Below are 20,645 nucleotides of genomic sequence, written 5' to 3' on the forward strand. Positions count from 1 at the left end.
CTTTAGGCTACTTCTTCTTCAGTTTCAATTTTTTTCGTTACTACTTGACGATTATTATAAGTCCCGTCAACTAAAGAAACGTGATGCGGAAGCTTATATTCACCAGTTTGCGAGTCAACTATTACGTTAACTTTACCAAGTGCTAAATGTGAACGTCTCATATTACGTCTTGATTTTGATGTTTTTTTCTTTGGAACTGCCATTATTAGCCTCTCTAAATATAAATTAAAAAGTATTTGTCAAATTAGTGAAGCAGTATATTATAATCTTGTAATAAAATCTAGATAAAATTAAACTTATGAAAATTTTTATAACATACATTTTTAGTATATTAGCCTTTTTTTCCTTAAGCGGCTGCAAAACTATCGAAAATAGAGGGCAATCCATAGATGATTCGGCACTTGTAAAATTAGAGTCTAAAAAACTAAACAAAGCGGAAGTCGTAGAATTAATAGGTACGCCTACTATGGTACCGGAATATTCCCAAAATACCTGGTATTATGTTGAAAGAGTTATGTCTCAAAGAGCTTGGCTTAATCCAAAAATTGAAAAGCAAAAAATAGTAAAAATTACGTTTGATGCTAATAATTTTATGCAGGAAGTAGTAGTAATAGATGATTCTCATAGACAAGATATAGAAACAGTCCGTGAATATACTAGGACATATGGAACGGAACTTAACGGATTACAAAAATTTGTTAAAAATTTAGGTAGATTCAATAAAACTACCGACGGAAATAAAAACAAAAGCAAAAATAAGAAGAAGAGATAAGTACCTTAATCGTCATTGTAAGGGGGCTTATCTGCGTGGATCAATTCCACCACTGTGTCACCCCGTGGCTTGACCACGGGGTCCAGTCTTTTTTAATTTTTTCTGGATACCGTGGACAAGCCACGGTATGACGCCGAAGCAGGCGTAACACCAACACCCATAAAACAAAAAACTATCTAATATGATTTCGATATTTAGTAAATTAAAACAAAGTTTATCTAAAACTTCTAATAAAATATCGGAAGGTATAGACAAAATATTTTACAAGAAAAAATTAGATGCAGAAACTCTAGAAGAGCTAGAAGAGCTAATTATCTCAAGTGATATGAGTGTTGCGGTAGTAACTAATATTATTGAAGAGTTTAAAAAGGTAAAATTTGACAAAGAAATAGATAGTGATACAGTAAAAGATGCACTAGCTGAATTAGTAGAACAGCAGCTATCAAAATCAGAAATTCCTTTTACTTTAGATGCAAATAAATTAAACGTAATTTTAGTTTGCGGTGTTAATGGAGCAGGTAAAACCACGACTATAGGTAAGCTTGCTGCAATGTACTCAGCACAAGGGGAAAAAGTAGCAGTTGCGGCATGCGATACTTTTAGAGCAGCTGCCGTAAATCAGCTAAGTACTTGGGTAGATAGAGCAAATGCACTACTTATTACCGGTGAAGAATCGGCTGACCCTGCGAGTGTTGCTTACCGTGCTATGGAAGAATCGATAAAACAAAATATCGATATACTTTTTATCGATACGGCAGGCAGACTTCATAATAAGAAAAATTTGATGGATGAACTGTCTAAAATTGTAAAAGTTATAAAAAAACTAGACGAGAATGCACCCACTCATAGCATTTTAGTAATTGATGCTATTACCGGACAAAATACTTATAACCAAGTAGAACATTTTAATGATGCTACTAATTTGACGGGACTTATCGTGACTAAACTAGACGGCAGTGCTAAAGCCGGAGTACTTGTCGGAGTAGTACAAAAATTTAATTTACCCGTATACTTTATCGGTATAGGCGAGAAGATAGAGGACTTAAAAATATTCAACCGACATGATTTTGCTAAAAGTCTAGTGGGATTGTGAGGTTTTGCTACGTCATTTGCCCGCACGAATATTGAGTCGTCATTTTGAGCAGCCGTAGGCTACACGGCAATCTCATAAAGTAATAATAAACTCCTGAGATTGCTTCGTCAATTGCTATGCAATTTCCTCACAATGACGATTTAATTAAAAATTAAAATCATAAAATGACTCAAAAAAATACCTTATTACTCATAGATGGATACGGATTTGTTTTTAGAGCCTATTATGCACAACAGCCTTTAACTTCGCCGAAAGGCGAGCCTGTCGGTGCTCTTTACGGCTTCACTTCAATGCTACTAAAATTACTGAGTGATTTTAAGCCTAAACATGTCGCTGTAGTATTCGACAGCGGCGGGGGAAATTTCCGTCATCATATTTATCCTGAGTATAAAGCTAATCGTCCGCCTCCTCCTGAAGATTTAATTGTACAATTACCTTTAGTTCGTGATGTTGCAAGTAGTTTAAATTTTCCTATTCTAGAGAAGAACGGTTATGAAGCCGATGACATTATCGCAACCTTTGCTACTAAAACGGTCATGCTTGGAGAAGAGGTCGTTATTATCTCTTCCGATAAAGATCTATTGCAGTTAATGAGTGAAAACATCAAAATATATGATCCGTTAAAAGGGAAATATATTACAGAGAAGGATGTTGTTAAAAAATTCGGTACTACTTCTGATAAATTACGTGAAGTGATGGCTTTAATCGGCGATAGATCGGATAATATTCCGGGTGTGCCATCTATCGGACCAAAAACGGCAAGTAGTCTTATAACACAATTTGGTTCTGTAGAAAATATATTTAACTCTTTAGACCAAGTCTCAAGCGTAAAACAACGTGAAACTTTACAAAATTCTAAAGAAGCGGCGTTAATTTCATGGCAGTTAATAGGGCTTGATTCTAATGTTGATTTAGATTTCCAGCTGAATAATTTAGAATGGTCACCTCCAAATAGCGATAAATTAACAGGATTTTTACAAGAATACGGTTTTAAATCTTTATATAAAAGAGCAGAAAATTTATTCGATATTAAAATTAATGACCATAAAGAGATAGCAGATAATAAAGTAACCGAAGCAAAAGAAATTAGTAATGCTAGTGAGTTAGCAAATTTTGCTAAAGAAGCTGAGAAAATAGGAATATTTGGAATATACTTACTGCAGCATAAAGGAGATAGTCTTGCTTTTATTTTATCACTGCAAAACCAAAGCTATATTATTAAAATTTCTAACACTTCTCATGATCTATTTTCTTATAATACTAAAACTAATAACAACTGGTTTTCGGATATAATCTTCAATTTACTAGTCGATAAATCTATAAAAAAAATTACTTACTCTCTGAAACCTTTACTGAAATTTTATGCAAACCAATCTCATGAAATTACGGCTATAGAGGATTTAGAACTAATGCAATATGCGTTATCTGCCGGTTTATCACAGCAAAATTTATTTGAAGAAACTTTGATAGAAAATATAATTATCGAATCAGCAAAAATAGTAATAAACTTTATCTCACTTTATAAGCAAACTATATTGGAGCTTAAAGACAACAAAGCCTTTAGACTTTATAGCGACATTGATTTACCTATTTGTTTTATTTTAGATAAAATGGAGAAAGTGGGTATTAAAGTAGATGCTAATTACCTAAAACAATTATCCGCTGAATTTGGAGAAGAAATTCTAAAACTTGAAGAAGAAATTTTTGCTCTTAGCGGAACTAAATTTAATATTGGTTCGCCAAAACAATTAGGTGAGATTTTATTTGAAAAAATGCAATTACCTTTCGGTAAAGTTTCGGCTAAAGCAAGCTCTTACTCAACAGGAGCGGAAATACTAGAAAAACTTAGTGAGCATGGATATAACATAGCTGATTTATTACTAAGGTGGCGACAGCTTACAAAATTAAAGAATACTTACACCGATAGTTTACCGAAACAGATAGATAATATAACTAAGCGGGTACATACGACATTTTTACAAACTTCTACCACTACAGGAAGACTTAGCTCACAAGAACCTAATCTGCAAAACGTACCGATTCGCTCTAGTGAAGGGAATAAAATCAGACAAGCTTTTATCGCTGAAGAAGGTTATAAATTAATATCTGCCGATTATTCTCAAATTGAGCTTAGAATATTAAGCCATATCGCAAATATAGATGCATTAAAACAAGCATTTATCAATAAAGACGATATCCATACTCAAACCGCTTGTCAGATCTTTAACTTACAAAAACACAAACTAACTAGCGAACATAGACGTAAAGCAAAAGCTATAAATTTTGGTATTATTTACGGTATAAGTGCTTTTGGGCTTGCTAAGCAATTAAATGTTACCAACGGCGAAGCATCCAAATATATCAAGAAATATTTTGCCGAATATAAAGGAGTACAAGAATATATGGAGCAAACAAAAGCTTTTGCAAGTAGCAACGGCTATGTAACAAATTTCTTCGGCAGAAAATGTTTTGTACCTCTAATTCATGATAAAAAACTTAAACAATTTGCAGAGCGTGCGGCTATTAACGCTCCGATTCAAGGAACTAATGCCGATATAATTAAAATTGCCATGATCAATCTAGATCAAGAAATAGAAAAACGTAAACTTAAAACAAGATTAGTACTGCAAATTCATGATGAATTACTATTTGAAGCACCGATTGAAGAAGTAGAAATTATAATACCCATTATTAAAAAAATCATGGAAAACTCTACTAATATGGATGTACCGATTATAACCGAAATTAGAGCAGGTAATAACTGGATGGAAATTCATTGAATAGTTGGTCATTCCTACGAAGCTAAGTTGTCATTGCAAGCAGTCTTAGGTGTTGTTGCATGGATGATTTTGATGTCATTCCTGCGAAAGCGGGAATCCAGAAAATAACCTTAAATTGGTACAAAAATTACACATTAATTGACAAAATAAACCTAAAAAAACAAGTTTTTTATAGGTTTTACTGGATTCCTGCTTTCGCAGGAATGACATCAAAATCATCAAGTAAAACTAAAATTATAAAAAAAGATTAATATGATAAAAAATGATTTGATGAACTATAAAGGTTATTTAGGATCAGTACATTTTAATGCTTCCGAAGAACTATTCGGTAAAGTAGAATTTATAAGAGATTTGATAAGTTATGAAGCATCTGACGCTAAAACTTTAATAAAGTCATTTCAAGAATTTTAAAAGGAGAGTAACTTATGAAAAATTTTATATTTACGTCTGAGTCAGTTTCTGAAGGGCATGCGAACAAAATTGCCGATCAAAGTTCAGATACGATACTTGATTAGATTCTAAAACAAGACCCTAACGGTCGTGTTGCCTGCGAAACTTTTGTAACAACCGGTCTAGTTCTAGCGGGAGGTGAAATTACTACTAGTACTTATGTGGATATTGAGCAAATAGTACAGAGTAAAGTACAAGAAATTGGCTATAATAATCCAAATTATGGATTTGACGGTAGCTGTTGTGCCGTAATTTCTTCTATAATTAAACAATCACCCGATATAGCTATGGGTGTTGACAATGCAACTGACGATGAAATAGGTGCAGGAGATCAAGGTATGGTTTTCGGTTATGCTTGTAACGAGACGGATAGTTTAATGCCTGCACCGATTTACTACGCTCATCTTTTAATGAAAAGACAAGCATATTTGCGTAAACAAAATGTTTTGTCTTGGCTTAGACCCGATTCAAAATAACAAGTCACGTTACGATATGAAAATAACACACCTATTGCCATTGATGCGGTAGTTTTATCAACTCAGCATCATCCGGAAATACAATAAAAAGACCTTATTGAAGCAGTAATGGAAGAAATTATTAAACAGGCATTACCAAGCCATTTACTTCATAAACACACTAAATATCTAATTAACCCGACAGGTAGGTTTGTTATAGGCGGCCCTGTTGCAGATTGCGGTTTAACCGGTAGGAAAATTATCGTGGACAGCTATGGAGGAATGGCAAGACACGGCGGTGGTTGCTTTTCAGGAAAAGACCCAACCAAATATAGATAGGTCGGCTGCTTACATGGCACGCTATATTGCTAAGAATATAGTAGGAGCAGGACTTGCTGATCGCTGTGAAATCAAATATCTTATGCAATAGGCGTTGCTGCTCCCGTATCTATTTACGCTGAAACTTTCGGTACTAGCAAATTAAACAACGAACAAATTACTAAGCTCATAACACAGCATTTTGATATGCGTCCAGGCAGAATTATTAAACATCTTAAGCTTCGCACTCCATGTTATCAAAAAACGGCTGCTTACGGTCATTTCAGCCGTGAAGACGAAAATTTTACATGGGAACAATTAGATAAAGTAGATATATTGAAGTGAGTAACTATTGACATTTATTTATTCGTAATACATGATTATTTTTATCTTTGTTTAATTAATTAGTTGAAAATATGGCTGAGAATATAAATAATGATAGAAAGTTCGGTAACTTAGAAAATTATGATAATGAACTTACAAATACTGCTCTAAAAGAGAATAATCAAAATAAGCTGAGAGAGCATTATGAAAATATCACTCAAGCCTTAAATAACATACGAGAATATGAGTATGAAGCGAAAGCAACTCAGTACCGCGAAATGCTTGACGATGCCCGTACCTATGATAAATCCATAAAAGATTATAATTTAGGCTCAGCTCATTTTATAACGGCTAGGCCTTACTTGGAGCTTATAAAGCTTTAAATCCTGACGAAAATACAGATAAAAAATTAGACCATTTTATGGATGGCTTAGATGAGATTTATAAGCAATCCTTTTCAGTACGTAATTTAACTAACTCAAATAAATTACCGCCTGCAGAACAGTTAAAAAAATTTTTAGAAGAAACTACGGATAAAATATATGATAAACTGCAAAAAACCGGAGAGGCATATTTATCATATTCTAATGCTCCTACTAATACAGGATTACATGCAAATGTTATAAAATATTCTAAAGAAAACGGAAAAAATTATCGTATTATATAATGCCAGTGCTGGGGTAAGAGCAGATAATTCAAAGCTAAATCAAACACCAAAAGATCAATTATCTAAAATAAATGAAACAATAGAAGCAAGAAATAAAGCAAAATTCAGCTCAATTAAATATGAACTCAAAAATCAAACAGATAAAGAAGTAAAAGATAGTATATTATCTATAAATGAAATAGAAGCAATAAAAGCTCATAATAACAAAATCAACAAATTCAAATCGGAACAACTTATTAACCCAACAGCTGATTCAAGAAGAACAGTTACTGGACAAACTTTAGGGAATTGTAGCAGCAGGTCAATAAGAGAAGCTTTAAGAGACAATGTACCGGATTCAGAATTTCGTGAAATATATGATTTTATTACACAAAATCAAGTATCTCAAATAATATCAAACTTAGAAAGCGAACAAAAAAATTTAGCAAATATCTTAAATATACCTTTAATAAAAGAACAAAGTATCTCAAATACAACTCATCAAAATCAATTTCAAAAAGATATTGCCAATTCAGCTACTAATTATTTTGATACTTTTTTTTATAATGAAGGGCCTACACCAAGCACAAAAGAAAAGTTATTTAATAAAGTTGCTGAAGAATCTAATTTAAAGTATGTCAAGATTGATCTAGTAGATTTTTTATCTACCGTGTTTCCCTATAAGGACACTGATTTACCTATTACCGAGGATCTTTTAAAGCCTGTCATAAACCATATTCAAACTTGTTTTTGAAGAGCACGAAATAGCTCCCTCAAAAAAAATTTTAGAAAATTATAGATTATATAAATTTAACAAAGAACAAATCATTAAAGAGCTATCAGAAAAATGCTTAAATGATAAAGATGTAAATATACTTATCAAAGCACAAATACAAGCAAAAATAGAAAACCGTCCGGCTATAGATATTTTCCGGCAAATGAAACAAAGTAATACTAACCCTAAACCGCTAGAGTTATCAGAAGAACATAAGAAATTGGATGATGTCATAAAAGATATGGCACAAAAATACAAAATGACTATACCGGAAGCAAAAGCATCCGAAGAAATCACTCAAGTAGTTAAAGACTATAGTGAAAACAAATTTAATGAAGAAATAACACCTATAAAAACTCAAAAATTAGTAGATGAGTTTACGCAGCAAGCTCTAGATATTTTTGGAGAGAATAAATTAATAGATTCACCTATAATTGAAACAAAAACCGAGCATATTAATATACCGCTCCCGAATGTAGAAAAACAAGAAACTACTAACCTTAACTTGGATACAATACACTCAAAAAATTCGCTTGTATCAAGCTTTTTGAATGACGCTGTACTTAAAGAAGAAAAACAAAATTTAGTAAATGAACTAATAACTGAAGCTAATAAAAATCCACCTGATAGTACGAAAGTGGTAGACGATAAAAAACAAGAAGTTAAAACCGATAATATATTCAATAAAAACTCAGAACCTAAAAAACAAACGGTCCAAAATAAATTTTATAAATATTTAAGTAAATTAACGGGAAAATTGGGATTAAAATCCATAAGTAATTATTTTAAAGAATTACTTAAAGATTCAAATCTTGAGCAAAATATCAATTTAGAAAAAGAAGCAAAGTTAATAGCAGACAAACATCGACTAACAAAATATATGGAACTTAGCGATAAAAAAACATCAAAGAATATTACTCAATTATAGATTCATTTTACCGTCAATTTAGGTATTGCCTATAAAAAATTGACTCAAGGTTTCTATGTCATTCCTGCGAGGCATTGGCTTTGTTGCATGGCTCGGTTTTTTCGTCATTGCGAGGAAATTTACGAAGTAATTGACGAAGCAATCTCAGGAGTTTGTTATTATTTCATGAGATTGCCACGCAGCCTATGGCTGTTCGCAATGACGACTCGGTATCCACACAACAATGCCTCGCGAGAATGACATAGAAAGCCGAGCAACAACCCCGCTATTTACTATATCCTTTTAAAATCTCAAAATCTTGCCCTTGGAGAAAAAACTTTTCCGGTAATGTAATTTTTGCTACAAAATTCTTTACATCTTCGCTTTGTAAATAGATCGTAGCTTTAGCATTACTCTGATCCCCGTTATTAGTGCGGGTTGCAAGCAAGGTTACTATCTGCAGTAATTCTTCATGATTTTGTGGGTAAAGCTGTAGTTCGAATTGTTTATTATTAATTGCATCCTCAATTGATAAAAAGCTTTTTGCCGTTAGTTTTATTCCTCCTTCATCTTTGATTATATCACAATTAACGACTACCAAACTTTTAACGTCAAGTAAATGTACATAATCTTTTAAGACTTCTTCGCTAAAAATACTAAGCTCAAAGATATTCTCAGGATCGGAAAGCACGAGTGTAACGAATCTACCTCTTGCTGACATACGAGAATCCTTTTTTTGTATTACACCGGCAAGATTTACTCGGTTAGTACCTTCAGGTAAGTTATTATGTAAATCCGCAGTATTTAAAATATTTAAACGACTAAATATTTCTTGATACTGCGTAAGAGGATGATTAGAGATAAATAAACCCATAGCCTCAAATTCGTAAAAAGCTAAGGTATTTTTATCGGCATAATCACTTGATACTAAAATAGTTGGACTTAAAGTAGAAACTTTAATTAAACTAAATTGATTAGATTCCTGCTCTTCGTGATATGAAGTTGAATAAGAAAGCAATTTTGAAATACTTGAAAATAATTGCAATCTATTATCATGTAACTCATCAAAACAGCCTGATTTAATTAAATTTTCCAATAATTTACTGTTAATAGATTTTGGGGGTAATCTTTCAATAAAATCAGTAATTGATTTAAACATTCCTCTTGCTTTTCGCTCATCCGTTACTAACTTACCGAAATTCGGCGTGACTCCCTTAATAGCACCTAAGGCGAAGATTATTGTATTTTCTTCTTTGTCATATCCAATACCTTCTATATCATTCCCGCGAAAGCGGGAATCCATTTTCATACTTTTATGATTCAGAGCAGTTTCTACCTTTTCTGGATCGCGGGGATGACATAGAGAACCTTGGGGATGACAAGTCGCAGCTCGCGGGATGACAGTGTCCGAAGACTTTACGCTAAAATATCCTTCAGAAATATTAATATTAGGTGCAGTAATTTTTATGCCGTTATCTTTTGCTTCTTGCAGAAATAAATTAATTTTATCATGATTATTTAATTCAAGATTTAAGCATGCTACTAAAAATTCAGCAGGATAATTAGCTTTAAGATATGCAGTTTGGTATGAAATAACACCGTAAGCCGCAGCATGTGCCTTATTAAAACCGTATCCGGCAAATTTAGCCACGGTTGCAAAAATGGATTTAGCTTGAGATTCCGAAATATTATTAGCCATTGCTCCTTTAACAAAAATTTCTTCCTGCTCCTCCATTTCTTTTTTTATCTTCTTACCCATTGCTCTACGAAGTAAATCGGCAGCTCCTAGCGTATAACCTGCAAGAACCTGAGCAATTCTTTGTACCTGCTCCTGATATATCACCACTCCGTAAGTTTCTTCTAAGATTGGCTTCAATAGCTCATGTAAATAATCAGGCTGTTGTAATTTATGCTTACAAGCTATATAGGTAGGGATATTTTCCATAGGACCGGGACGGTATAACGCACCAAGAGCTATCAAATCATGTATAGAATCAGGTTTAAGGCGTCTAAGTGCATCTTTCATCCCGATACTTTCAAATTGGAAAACGCCGACTCCTTTACCTTTACACAACATTTGATAAGTCTTATTATCATCAAACGTCATATTGTTAAAATCCACTTCTATTCCTTGCTCTTTAAGCAGTTTCTTACAATCGGTAATAACCGTTAGGGTTTGTAGCCCTAAAAAATCAAATTTAATTAAACCGGCAATTTCAGAATATTTCATAGAATAACCGACTACCAGCATATCGGAATTAGCATCTTTGTATACCGGTACTATATCGACTAAATCAGTACCTGCTATTACGATTCCTGCGGCATGAGTTGAGGAATGCCTATGTAACCCCTCAAGAATTAATGAAGTATCAAGCACTAGCTTAATTAACTCCGCTTCACCCTCTAAATTATACAGTCCATTACCTTTAGCGGCATTTGTAAGCTCCGGAACTTCACGTATTGCCTGTTCTAGGCTAACGGGATTAACTGCACTAAAAGGTACAAGTTCTGTTAGATAATCAGCGAATTTATAAGGTAAACTAAGAACACGAGCGACATCCTTAATTACAGCCTTTGCCTGCATCTTACCGAAAGTTATAATCTGTCCTACTCTATTATTACCGTATTTAGAGCGTACGTAATTAATTACTTCCTCACGCCTTTCTTGACAAAAATCAATATCAAAATCAGGCATTGAAATACGTTCAGGATTTAAAAATCTTTCAAATAATAAGCCAAATTTAATCGGATCGAGATCAGTAATAAGCAAGCTCCAAGCAACAACCGAACCTGCTCCCGAACCTCTACCTGGTCCGACTAAAATACCCTCTTTTTTACTCCATTTAATAAAATCGGATACAATCAAAAAATAACCGGCAAAATTCATATTACAGATAATATCCAGCTCATAATTAAGACGAGCAAAATATTCGGTTTTCAATTCTTCTTGATTCTCTAACGAAATATTTTCAGATTTAAACTTTGTAGCAAGCCTTGCAAGCAACCCTTCTTTTGCATCTTTTCTAATTAAATCCGTTTCACTAATATCTTTGGTGGCAAAATTAGGCAGCATCGGCGGGTTTGCATGTGCTGCAAAATAACAACGCTCTCTTAAATTCACGGTATTTTGGATGGCACTAGGTAGATCAGAAAAAAGCTCTATCATCTCATGCGGTGATCTAAAATAACAATTTTCGCTAACTGTTTTTCGATCCGGATATTCTTTAGTAACACCAGCTGATATACATAACAATACATCATGTGCATCATGCATGCTTTTCTCACTAAACAAAACTTTATTAGTAGCAACAAGCGGAATAGCAAGCTCGGCAGCAATTCTAATATAACTATCCTCAATAAACTGTTCTTCAGGTAGATCATGTCTCATAATCTCAAAATAAAACCGATCTCCTAAAATTTCCTGTAATTTACGTGCAAATAGCATCGCTTGCTCCTCGTTGCGAGCTAGTAAGCATTTCCCAACAATACCGTCGGTATAACAGCATAACGCTATTAATCCCTCTTGATATTCGATTAAATCTTCAAAATCAATGTGATCGCATATCTTACGATCATTCTTAGTAAAAGTAAGGCTTGATAGTTTGAGTAAATTTTTATAGCCGGTTTCATCTTTAGCTATAAGTAAAATTTGAGCAAAAATATCTCTAGCATCATTCAGCAAGCTTGATACAAGCGAAATTTTTGGGTCAAGCCTTTGCTCACGTACTTTTGTACGCTCCGCAGGCTTGCTCTTAAATTCATCTTGTCTGAAGCTTGCTAAATTTAGCTGTATATTATATTTTATGTTGAGAATAACTCCGTGTATCGGCTGCAGTCCTTTTTTTACTGCATATAATGCAAACTCTAATGAGCCGAATAAATTTCCCTTATCTGCCAAACAAATAGCAGACATTTTATTCGATGAAGCAAGCTCTACTACCTTCTCGATCGTTAATGCACTTTCTAGAAAAGAATAAGAGCTTTGAGTTCTTAAATGAATAAATTCAGGTTGCATTTTAAATTAATGTTAAAGTTTTTATTGTATTCATGTCATTGTGTCACCCCGTGGCTTGATCACGGGATCTAGAAAAAACTTTAAAAAGACTAGATCCTGCGATCAAGTCGCGGGATGACAATTACAAAGACTAAATTTTACTTCCGACTGCATAATATCTAAAACCGATTTTTTTCACTGCTTCATTATCTAGTATATTTCTAAGGTCAATGATTATCGGAGATTTTACTAAATCATAAATTTCTTGCCAATTAAGTTCTTTAAATTCTGACCATTCAGTTGCAATAACTATAATATCTACTGATTTACAAGCTTCAACTGCCGAATCTAAATATAGCAAATTTTTATGCTCCAAAGTCTTTTTAGCATTTTCAAGACCGATAGGATCAAATGCTTTAACATATACATCTTTATTTAATAAGATCTTTACAATTTCGATGGCAGGACTTGCTCTAACATCATCTGTTCCTGCTTTATATGTTAAGCCTAAAATTGCTATACTTTTACCTTTTAAATCTCCGTCTAACAAAGTAGCTATCTTATCTACCATATTACTTGGACGCTGCTTATTACTTTTAATTACTGCCTTAAGAATCTTACAATCGATATGATGATTTTCTACAAGATTATTTAATGCTAGAATATCTTTTGGAAAACACGAACCACCAAAACCTGGTCCTGCATTTAAAAAATTTTGACCGATTCTTTGATCAAGTCCTACACCTTTAGATAAATCTTTAATATTACCGCCGATTTTTTCACATAAATCAGCCATTTCGTTAATAAAAGCAATTTTGGTAGCTAAAAAACTATTTGAAGCATATTTAATAAGTTCGCTCGTCACTAAATCGGTAACCACAAACTTTGCACCTTGTTCTATTAAAGGTGCATAAATTTTTCGTAATATTTCCTCTGATTCTTTATTATTTACACCGATAACTATACGATCAGGATATAAAAAATCTTCTACCGCACTGCCCTCTCTTAAAAACTCAGGATTAGAAGCAACATTAAATGAAAAGCCTTTTGATTTTAAATAAGCTATAATATTACTGCAACTATAAGGCAGAACAGTAGATTTTATGACTATTAAACAATCTTTATTTATATGCATAGAAACTTTATCAATAGCATAATAGACATATTTTAAATCTGCTTCTCCCGACTCTTTTGAAGGCGTGCCGACCGTAATAAATATTGCATCGGCATTTTGAAGTTCATTATTATAAATATTTGTAAATTTTAACCTATCAGATTCTAAAGCTTGCTTAAGATATTCATCAAGTTTAGCTTCATAAATCGGTAATATTTGCTTATTTAATTTGGATATTTTAACCTCATCATTATCAAGACAAGTAACATTATGACCTAAATAGCCCATAATAATACCTGAGACTAATCCCACATATCCGCTACCGATAAATGTAATATTCATAATTTTTTGTGATTTTTATATTAAATTTTTAAATTATACGTTATATTCCAAGTGTATACCTCAAATAAATGAAGAGTAGTATAGACGAAGATCAACTTCAAAAAGAGCAAGGAATCCACAAGACGAGGAATGAAGCGTATACTTAATACGTGAGTACCGCAGTACTTGTAGGATGACGTAGCCAATTTTTGAAGTTCATCGAGTATATAAAGCTTTTATCATATTTCAATAGATTTACAAGCTCAAATGAATTTTATTAAAAAAACCTTTATTAGTATTTTTATAATTCTAATTTCATTATCTTTGGCTATAACTCTAACTGTTTATAGTGCAAATAAAGGACACTTAAATGAACCTTTGAAAAAAATAATTGAATTTTATTTAAGTAAAAATGATATAAAGGCTGTATTACATAATTTAGAATTTAAAGAAAACCGATTATCCATAGATAAAATTTCCTTAAGTCTTATAGATAATGCTAGAGGAGAAATTAACGATTTTAATCTTTTCTTTAATTTCAAAAATTTCTTTTCTAATTCATTAATAGAATCTAATTTTAATATTGATAAAATTTCCGTAATCTCAAATAACGATGAAGAGATTATAAATACTTCAACGACCGGTGATTATTCGTTAAATATAATTAAAAAAGATTCCCTAACCGACATACGGTTAACTTCAATAAAAAGTGATATCTTAACCGATGAGCAAGGAACGGGCTTACCGCTAGGAAATGCTTTATGCTCATATAAAACCACCTATTCTAAAGATAATCCAAAGACCGTTAATTGCAAACTCACCTTTGGGGATAAAGCTTTTTTATCACTAAACGGTATAATAACCGATAAAAATATCAACGCAAGTGCAGCTGCCGCAAATATGCCTTTAATAATTTATCAAACAGTCGAAAAAATTATTCCGGATAATCCTATAATCTCATATTTGCGAGAACATATAAAACAAGGTTACATCCAAAACGGAGAATTAAATATTAAATTAGATAAAAAATTTTTAAAAAAAAATATTTTAGTAGAAGATAATTTAAAAGCAAATTTACATATCTCGAATTTTGAATATAAATATCATAAAGATTTACCGCCTTTAACTAAAGTTGATACTAATATAATCATTTCAGGACTGGAAATAAAATTTCTAATTAATGAAGCATATAGCGGTAAAAGTGTCGTTTCAGACGGTATTATGACTTTCAAATGGGAAGGACCAGATAAATCGCAATTTGTTTTTAATGCTACTGCTAAAGGTGAAATTAACGACTTAATTGCCTTTGTTCCAAATGATGCATATCAAAATATTGATCTTAAAAAAATCAAAGGAACGGCAAATTCAATAATAGAGCTAATAATTCCTATTAGCCCAAATATCCCTAATAGCTATAATGTTTTGTCGACATTAACAAATATCTCTTTTAACACCTTAGACAATAATATCCTATTACAAAACGGTGAAGCCAAAGGTAGCTTTAAAGACAATAAACTAAATATTAGCGGTAAAGGTAAAATTAATAATTATGCAAGCAGCTTTACTTATGATCATGATATATCGGATAAGAATAATGAGTGTTTACTTAAAATAAAAAGTAATATTGCGGCAAATAATCAAAGATTAGGAGTATTTAAATTAATTACAGGCAGCACCGTTTTAAATTTTGAGTATAAAAAACAGCATAATAATGAGAGTTTTATTACCGTTAATTCTAATCTTGATAATTTAGAATTTTATATAGATAAAGTATACATTCATAAAAAATTATATAAAAAAGCTAATTTATATTTATATACTAAATTAAATGATAAAAATTTCGATAGAAATATTGAATTTAACCTTTCAGGGCAGGATAATCTAAAAATTAACGGTAATGCCTTAATTAAGAAAAATATTTATAATATTAATCTAGCCTCTGTTAAACATAATCATACGGATTTAAAAGGAAAAATAATCATAGATAACCATAATCTTAATACGGAACTTTATGGAAGTGGATTAGATTTATCAAATGCTAATATGATGCAGTTTTTAGAAAAAGGGGGAGATTCTACACGTAATATTAATTTAAAAACTAATATATCAAAAATACTTTTAAAAAATAATATAATTCTAGGTAATCTTGATTTAGCAATTAAATGTGATAAAGTGCGGTGTTTCTCCGGTTTTCTAAATGCTAATATCGACAATAAAAAAGTTAAGATGTCGCTTACCGCTAAGGACACTTTTGAACAATGGCTAATTGAATCCGATAATGCCGGAGCATTGCTTAAGGGACTCGGAATGTATACCACTATGCAAAACGGTCAGATTAATATCAACTTAAATACAAAAAGATATGAAGTAAAAAAAGGTGAAATAGTGCCGATATTAGACGGCAAATTTTCTATAAAACATTTTACGGTAGTCGATACTCCTTTTTTAACACGCCTTGTTTCCTTTGTTTCATTGCCGGGTTTTCTTAGTTCAATAACTAATAATAAAAATATTTTATTTGAAGATATGACCGGTAAATTTAATTATAGAGGAAATATAATTACAATTTTTGATACGGAAGCACATGGACCGTTCTTTGATTTTACTATGAAAGGTAATATTGATACCAAGCAGCAATTAATTATGGTTACAGGAAATGTTATTCCTTCCTTTTTCTTAATCAGCACTATTGTAACTAAAATACCGGTAGTCGGTAAAATATTTTCCAAAGTAGCCCCTTACTCCCTAAAAATGAAATATTAAGTAACTATTTAAAGCTATTAGATTTCGTGTACAAAATTTTTAATCATTCCTTTATGTCATTCCTGCGAGGCATTATTGCGTGTGTACCTAATTGTCATTACGAGCGACTGAAAGCGTTGTTGCATGGCTCAAAAAACGTGTTCGGTGTCATACCGTGGCTTGACCACGGTATCCAGAAAACAACTAAAAATACTAATAATATTAGTATTTTTAACTGGATCCCGCTACAAGCTCGCGGGATGACAGAGGTGGAAGTGAACCATGCAACAAAGCCACAACTGAAAGGAGTGTGGCAATCCAGAAAAAATAATAAAAAATTCTGTAAATCAGAATTTTTTACTGGATTGCTTCGTCGAAACTTACAGTTTCTCCTCGCAATGACGTTGAAGATCAATTCACGCAGGAATGACATAAATAACCATACATATTTAATCGGTATTTTACTTTTAGGCTTAATTTCCGGTCTTACGTTCAATTTAATTTTTTTTACAGTTCCATATCAATTATCCGAAGCAAAATACACCACTGATATAATAGGTTCGATATCACTAGCTACTTTTCCGTATTGCTTAAAGGTCATATGGTCACTTTTTATAGATAAATACTCTATACCTTTTTTATGTTCTAAATTCGGTCACAGGCGTGGCTGGGCATTAGTAGCACAAATATGTTTAATCCTAGCAATGACGGGGTTCTTAAACATAAGCCCTTGTAATAATTTATATATTACTGCCGTTATCTTATTTATTATTTCATTCTGCAGTTCTACTCAAGATATTGTACTTGATGCATATAGAATTGAGAGACCTACATCGAAAGAAGAGCTTTCAATGGCTTTCACCTTTAGTAGCATAGGGTTTCGTTTAGGTATGTTACTTGGTAGCGTCGGTGCTTTATATTCATCAATTATTTTCGGCTGGAATACAGTATATAAATTTGCTCTATTCATTACTCTAATTGGACCTATAGTAATTTTGTGTATCAAAGAACCACAATCAAAAGAAATACGTCATACAACTAATAATTTAATAGGATTACAACAATATTTTGAAGTTATTAAAAAAAGTATTATCTCCTTAAAAAATAAACAGCAATATTTACTGCTAATTATATTGTTTATCTTTTTATATAAAGCTGCGGATTCTATACCTATGGCTATGAGTTTTCCTTTATTTCTAGATTTAAGTTTTACTACTCATGAAATTGCCGTTATTTACAAAGCTTACGGGTTACTAATCATGATCGTCGGGGGAGCTTTAGGCGGCATTTTAACTATAAAAATGGGTATATTTCATAGTGTCTTAATTGGTGGAGTTATTCAATTATTATCACCTCTTATGTTTATGATTCTTGCTACTATCGGCTATGATATAAAGACATTTATAATAACCGTTACAGTACAAAATTTTTGTGCAGGCTTTGCAGGAACTATTATCTCTATCTATTTTGCTAGCCTTTGCAATAGTGAATTTGTTGCCACACAATATTCTATTATTGCATCTTTTAGCTCTCTTAGCCGTATTATTCTAGCGAGCCTTGGCGGTATTTGTGCAAAATATCTTACTTGGCCTGTATTCTTTTTAGGTAATACTCTGTTTAGCATGTTATTTATACCGATATTTTATAAAATATATAGAAAGAAACTAGGCTTTGTGAATATTTCTAAAAAGATATGACAATTATTAAAAAAGGTCTATAATATTGATATATATATTTCTGCGAAATGAAGAGTCAGAATTTTTATGAAACTATATAGTTTTCAAGAACATTTATTAGAATTAAAAATAAGGCTTCTTAGAATATTTACTGCTTTTATAATTATATTTGCTATTTGCTATTATTGTAGCGACAATATTTATAGTTTTTTATTAAAACCGCTTGCTAAGCTAAGCGGTGATACGGTACGAAATATAATTTATACAGGGCTTACAGAAGCATTTTTTACCTATATTAAACTTGCAGCTTTTACTGCTTTTACTATTATTATACCTATAATTGCTTTTGAGTGTTATTTATTTATCAGCCCCGGGTTACACCGCCATGAAAAAAAAATTATCGCTTTTATTCTTTTTATGTCGCCTATTTTATTTTGGTGCGGTAGTATTTTTGTTTTTTACTTTGTAATGCCGAAAGCTTGGAATTTTTTTCTTAGTTTTGAAAAACGTGATATGATAGTACCGATAGTTTTGGAAGCAAGAATTAGCGAGTATCTAAATTTAGTTATTCATTTAATTATTGCTTTTGGAGTTGCTTTTCAACTACCGGTTGTGATAATAATATTAAATATACTAAAAATAGTTAAGGTACAAACACTTAAGCAAAAAAGACGCATTGCCGTGGTAATTAACTTTATTATTGCAGGAATATTAACGCCTCCTGACATTTTAAGCCAGTTTGCTCTTGCAATACCGCTACTTTTATTATATGAAACTTCAATAATGATATGTAATTTTATAGAAAAACCGAGGACACTAAATGTTAAATATCAAATGGATTAGAGAAAATCAAGAATTATTCGATGAAAAGCTTAGCCAAAGATTTATTGAACCTATGTCTAGTAAAATTGCTATGCTCGACGGAGAGAAAAGAAAAATTACGAGTTTAATTCAAGAATTTCAGCATGCACGTAAGGTAAAATCAAAGATTTTAGGTAATATGGCCTCTAAAAGCGGCGAAGAGTTTGAAGGGTTACAAAAAGATGTCAAACATATAAATGAGAAATTGGAAGAACTCGAACATGATCTAAATAATAATAACGAATTAAATGAACTATTAAATATGCTTCCTAATATTCCGGATGAAGAAGTACCTTACGGGATTGATGAAAGTATGAATAAATTAGTTCGTACTTACGGAGAGACAAATCCAAATGCTTTGAATAAGCAGCATTTTGAACTAGGTACAAAATTAAACTTAATGGATTTTGAACAAACTGCTAAAATTTCAGGAGCTAGATTTGTAACGTTAAAAGGTGATTTAGCAAAGCTAGAACGTGCTTTAATTAATTTTATGATTGATGTTCATACTAAAGAGTTTGACTTCTTTGAGATATCACCTCCGGTATTAGTTCGAGATAATGCTATGTATAATGCAGGACAACTACCTAAATTTGCCGAAGAGTCTTTTGCAACAACAAATGGTTACAGACTAATTCCAACCGCAGAAGTATCTTTAGTAAATATAGTCGCCGATACTATTATACCGAGAGAGAAATTACCGATGCGTTATGTTGCTTACACCCCGTGCTTTAGATCAGAAGCAGGTAGTAGCGGTAGAGATACAAGAGGTATGATTAGATTACATCAATTCGGTAAAGTAGAGCTTGTATCTATTACTACTCCGGAAGAGTCAAAAACCGAACATGAATATATAACTAATGCATCAGAGACTATTTTACAAAAACTGAATCTTCCTTATCGTGTTATGTTACTTTGCACCGGAGATATGGGGTTTGCGGCAAAAAAAACCTATGATATAGAAGTATGGCTTCCGGGACAAAAGCAATATCGCGAAATTGCTAGCTGTTCTAATTGTGGAGATTTTCAAGCACGTAGAATGAAAGCAAGATATAAAGAATTCGGCAGTAACGAAACTACCTTAGTTCATACTTTAAATGCTTCAGGATTACCTATCGGAAGAACTATGGTTGCAATACTTGAAAATTATCAGAATGAAGATGGATCAATAACTATACCTGATGTCTTGATAAATTACATGGGAGGGTTACAAAAAATTACTACATATAGTGAATAATTGTTTATTAAACATAAATAATAAGGTAAAGTTTTGTTGTATACTCGTTTAATTTGAAAATTGGCATCGTCATGTAGGAAACGGCGTTGTGTGACTCTGTGTCATACCGTGGCTTGACCACGGTATCCATTTACTAATAATAAAATGATTAGTATTGTTAAGTTATTTCTAGATCCCGCG

14 protein-coding genes and 2 pseudogenes are annotated in these 20,645 nt (G+C 32.1%); 13 read left to right on the forward strand and 3 right to left on the reverse strand.

What is annotated here, in order from left to right; genetic code table 11:
• Positions 1 to 2: 2 nt before the first annotated feature.
• Positions 3 to 203 carry a 50S ribosomal protein L32 gene (gene rpmF / locus D6968_RS04310; protein WP_008579275.1) on the reverse strand — a complete coding sequence of 67 codons (201 nt, stop codon included), beginning with the start codon at positions 201 to 203 and terminating at the stop codon, positions 3 to 5.
• A gap of 95 nt (positions 204 to 298) precedes the next feature.
• Here rpmF and D6968_RS04315 point away from each other — a divergent pair, with 95 nt between their 5' ends.
• The 9 genes and pseudogenes from D6968_RS04315 to D6968_RS04390 all read left to right on the forward strand — a co-directional run bounded on the left by D6968_RS04315 (position 299) and on the right by D6968_RS04390 (position 8,541).
• Positions 299 to 772 carry an outer membrane protein assembly factor BamE gene (locus D6968_RS04315; RefSeq protein ID WP_023507136.1) on the forward strand — a complete coding sequence of 158 codons (474 nt, stop codon included), beginning with the start codon at positions 299 to 301 and terminating at the stop codon, positions 770 to 772.
• A 181-nt stretch (positions 773 to 953) separates the two neighbouring features.
• A complete protein-coding gene (gene ftsY, locus D6968_RS04320; protein WP_121543655.1) occupies positions 954 to 1,865 on the forward strand; it encodes a signal recognition particle-docking protein FtsY in 912 nt (303 codons plus the stop codon).
• A 164-nt stretch (positions 1,866 to 2,029) separates the two neighbouring features.
• Complete coding sequence (gene polA / locus D6968_RS04330) at positions 2,030 to 4,645, forward strand: DNA polymerase I (RefSeq protein ID WP_121543657.1); 2,616 nt, start codon at positions 2,030 to 2,032, stop codon at positions 4,643 to 4,645.
• A 59-nt stretch (positions 4,646 to 4,704) separates the two neighbouring features.
• Entirely contained in the window at positions 4,705 to 4,896 is a 192-nt protein-coding gene (locus tag D6968_RS04335) for a hypothetical protein (RefSeq protein WP_121543659.1), read from the forward strand.
• Between the two features lie 19 nt (positions 4,897 to 4,915).
• Positions 4,916 to 5,056, forward strand: coding sequence for a hypothetical protein (locus D6968_RS04340; RefSeq protein WP_245969322.1), 141 nt, complete (start codon positions 4,916 to 4,918; stop codon positions 5,054 to 5,056).
• Between the two features lie 14 nt (positions 5,057 to 5,070).
• Positions 5,071 to 6,213, forward strand: a pseudogene (metK, locus tag D6968_RS06295) (methionine adenosyltransferase).
• A 71-nt stretch (positions 6,214 to 6,284) separates the two neighbouring features.
• Positions 6,285 to 6,575 carry a hypothetical protein gene (locus D6968_RS04370; RefSeq protein ID WP_121543671.1) on the forward strand — a complete coding sequence of 97 codons (291 nt, stop codon included), beginning with the start codon at positions 6,285 to 6,287 and terminating at the stop codon, positions 6,573 to 6,575.
• Positions 6,576 to 6,613: 38 nt separating this feature from the next.
• Positions 6,614 to 6,876, forward strand: a pseudogene (locus D6968_RS04375) (hypothetical protein).
• 900 nt (positions 6,877 to 7,776) lie between these two features.
• A complete protein-coding gene (locus tag D6968_RS04390; protein WP_121543673.1) occupies positions 7,777 to 8,541 on the forward strand; it encodes a hypothetical protein in 765 nt (254 codons plus the stop codon).
• A gap of 265 nt (positions 8,542 to 8,806) precedes the next feature.
• On the opposite strand, the gene dnaE is transcribed toward D6968_RS04390, so the two are convergent.
• Both dnaE and D6968_RS04410 read right to left on the reverse strand, forming a co-directional pair.
• Entirely contained in the window at positions 8,807 to 12,535 is a 3,729-nt protein-coding gene (gene dnaE / locus D6968_RS04400; RefSeq protein ID WP_121543675.1) for a DNA polymerase III subunit alpha, read from the reverse strand.
• 130 nt (positions 12,536 to 12,665) lie between these two features.
• Positions 12,666 to 13,970 (reverse strand): UDP-glucose dehydrogenase family protein, encoded by a 1,305-nt coding sequence (locus tag D6968_RS04410; protein ID WP_121543677.1) that lies wholly within the window; start codon positions 13,968 to 13,970, stop codon positions 12,666 to 12,668.
• Between the two features lie 246 nt (positions 13,971 to 14,216).
• On the opposite strand from D6968_RS04410, the gene D6968_RS04420 reads away from it, so the two are divergent.
• The 4 genes from D6968_RS04420 to serS all read left to right on the forward strand — a co-directional run bounded on the left by D6968_RS04420 (position 14,217) and on the right by serS (position 20,465).
• Positions 14,217 to 16,712 (forward strand): AsmA-like C-terminal region-containing protein, encoded by a 2,496-nt coding sequence (locus D6968_RS04420; RefSeq protein ID WP_121543681.1) that lies wholly within the window; start codon positions 14,217 to 14,219, stop codon positions 16,710 to 16,712.
• 26 nt (positions 16,713 to 16,738) lie between these two features.
• Positions 16,739 to 18,388 carry an MFS transporter gene (locus tag D6968_RS04425; RefSeq protein ID WP_177717337.1) on the forward strand — a complete coding sequence of 550 codons (1,650 nt, stop codon included), beginning with the start codon at positions 16,739 to 16,741 and terminating at the stop codon, positions 18,386 to 18,388.
• 66 nt (positions 18,389 to 18,454) lie between these two features.
• Positions 18,455 to 19,210 (forward strand): twin-arginine translocase subunit TatC, encoded by a 756-nt coding sequence (tatC, locus tag D6968_RS04430; RefSeq protein WP_121543685.1) that lies wholly within the window; start codon positions 18,455 to 18,457, stop codon positions 19,208 to 19,210.
• A complete protein-coding gene (gene serS, locus D6968_RS04435; protein WP_121543687.1) occupies positions 19,188 to 20,465 on the forward strand; it encodes a serine--tRNA ligase in 1,278 nt (425 codons plus the stop codon). The genes tatC and serS overlap by 23 nt, the downstream gene beginning before the upstream one ends.
• Positions 20,466 to 20,645 lie beyond the last annotated feature (180 nt).

The sequence above is a fragment of the Candidatus Rickettsia colombianensi genome (genome assembly GCF_003664375.1).
Taxonomy (GTDB): Bacteria; Pseudomonadota; Alphaproteobacteria; order Rickettsiales; family Rickettsiaceae; genus Rickettsia; species Rickettsia tamurae.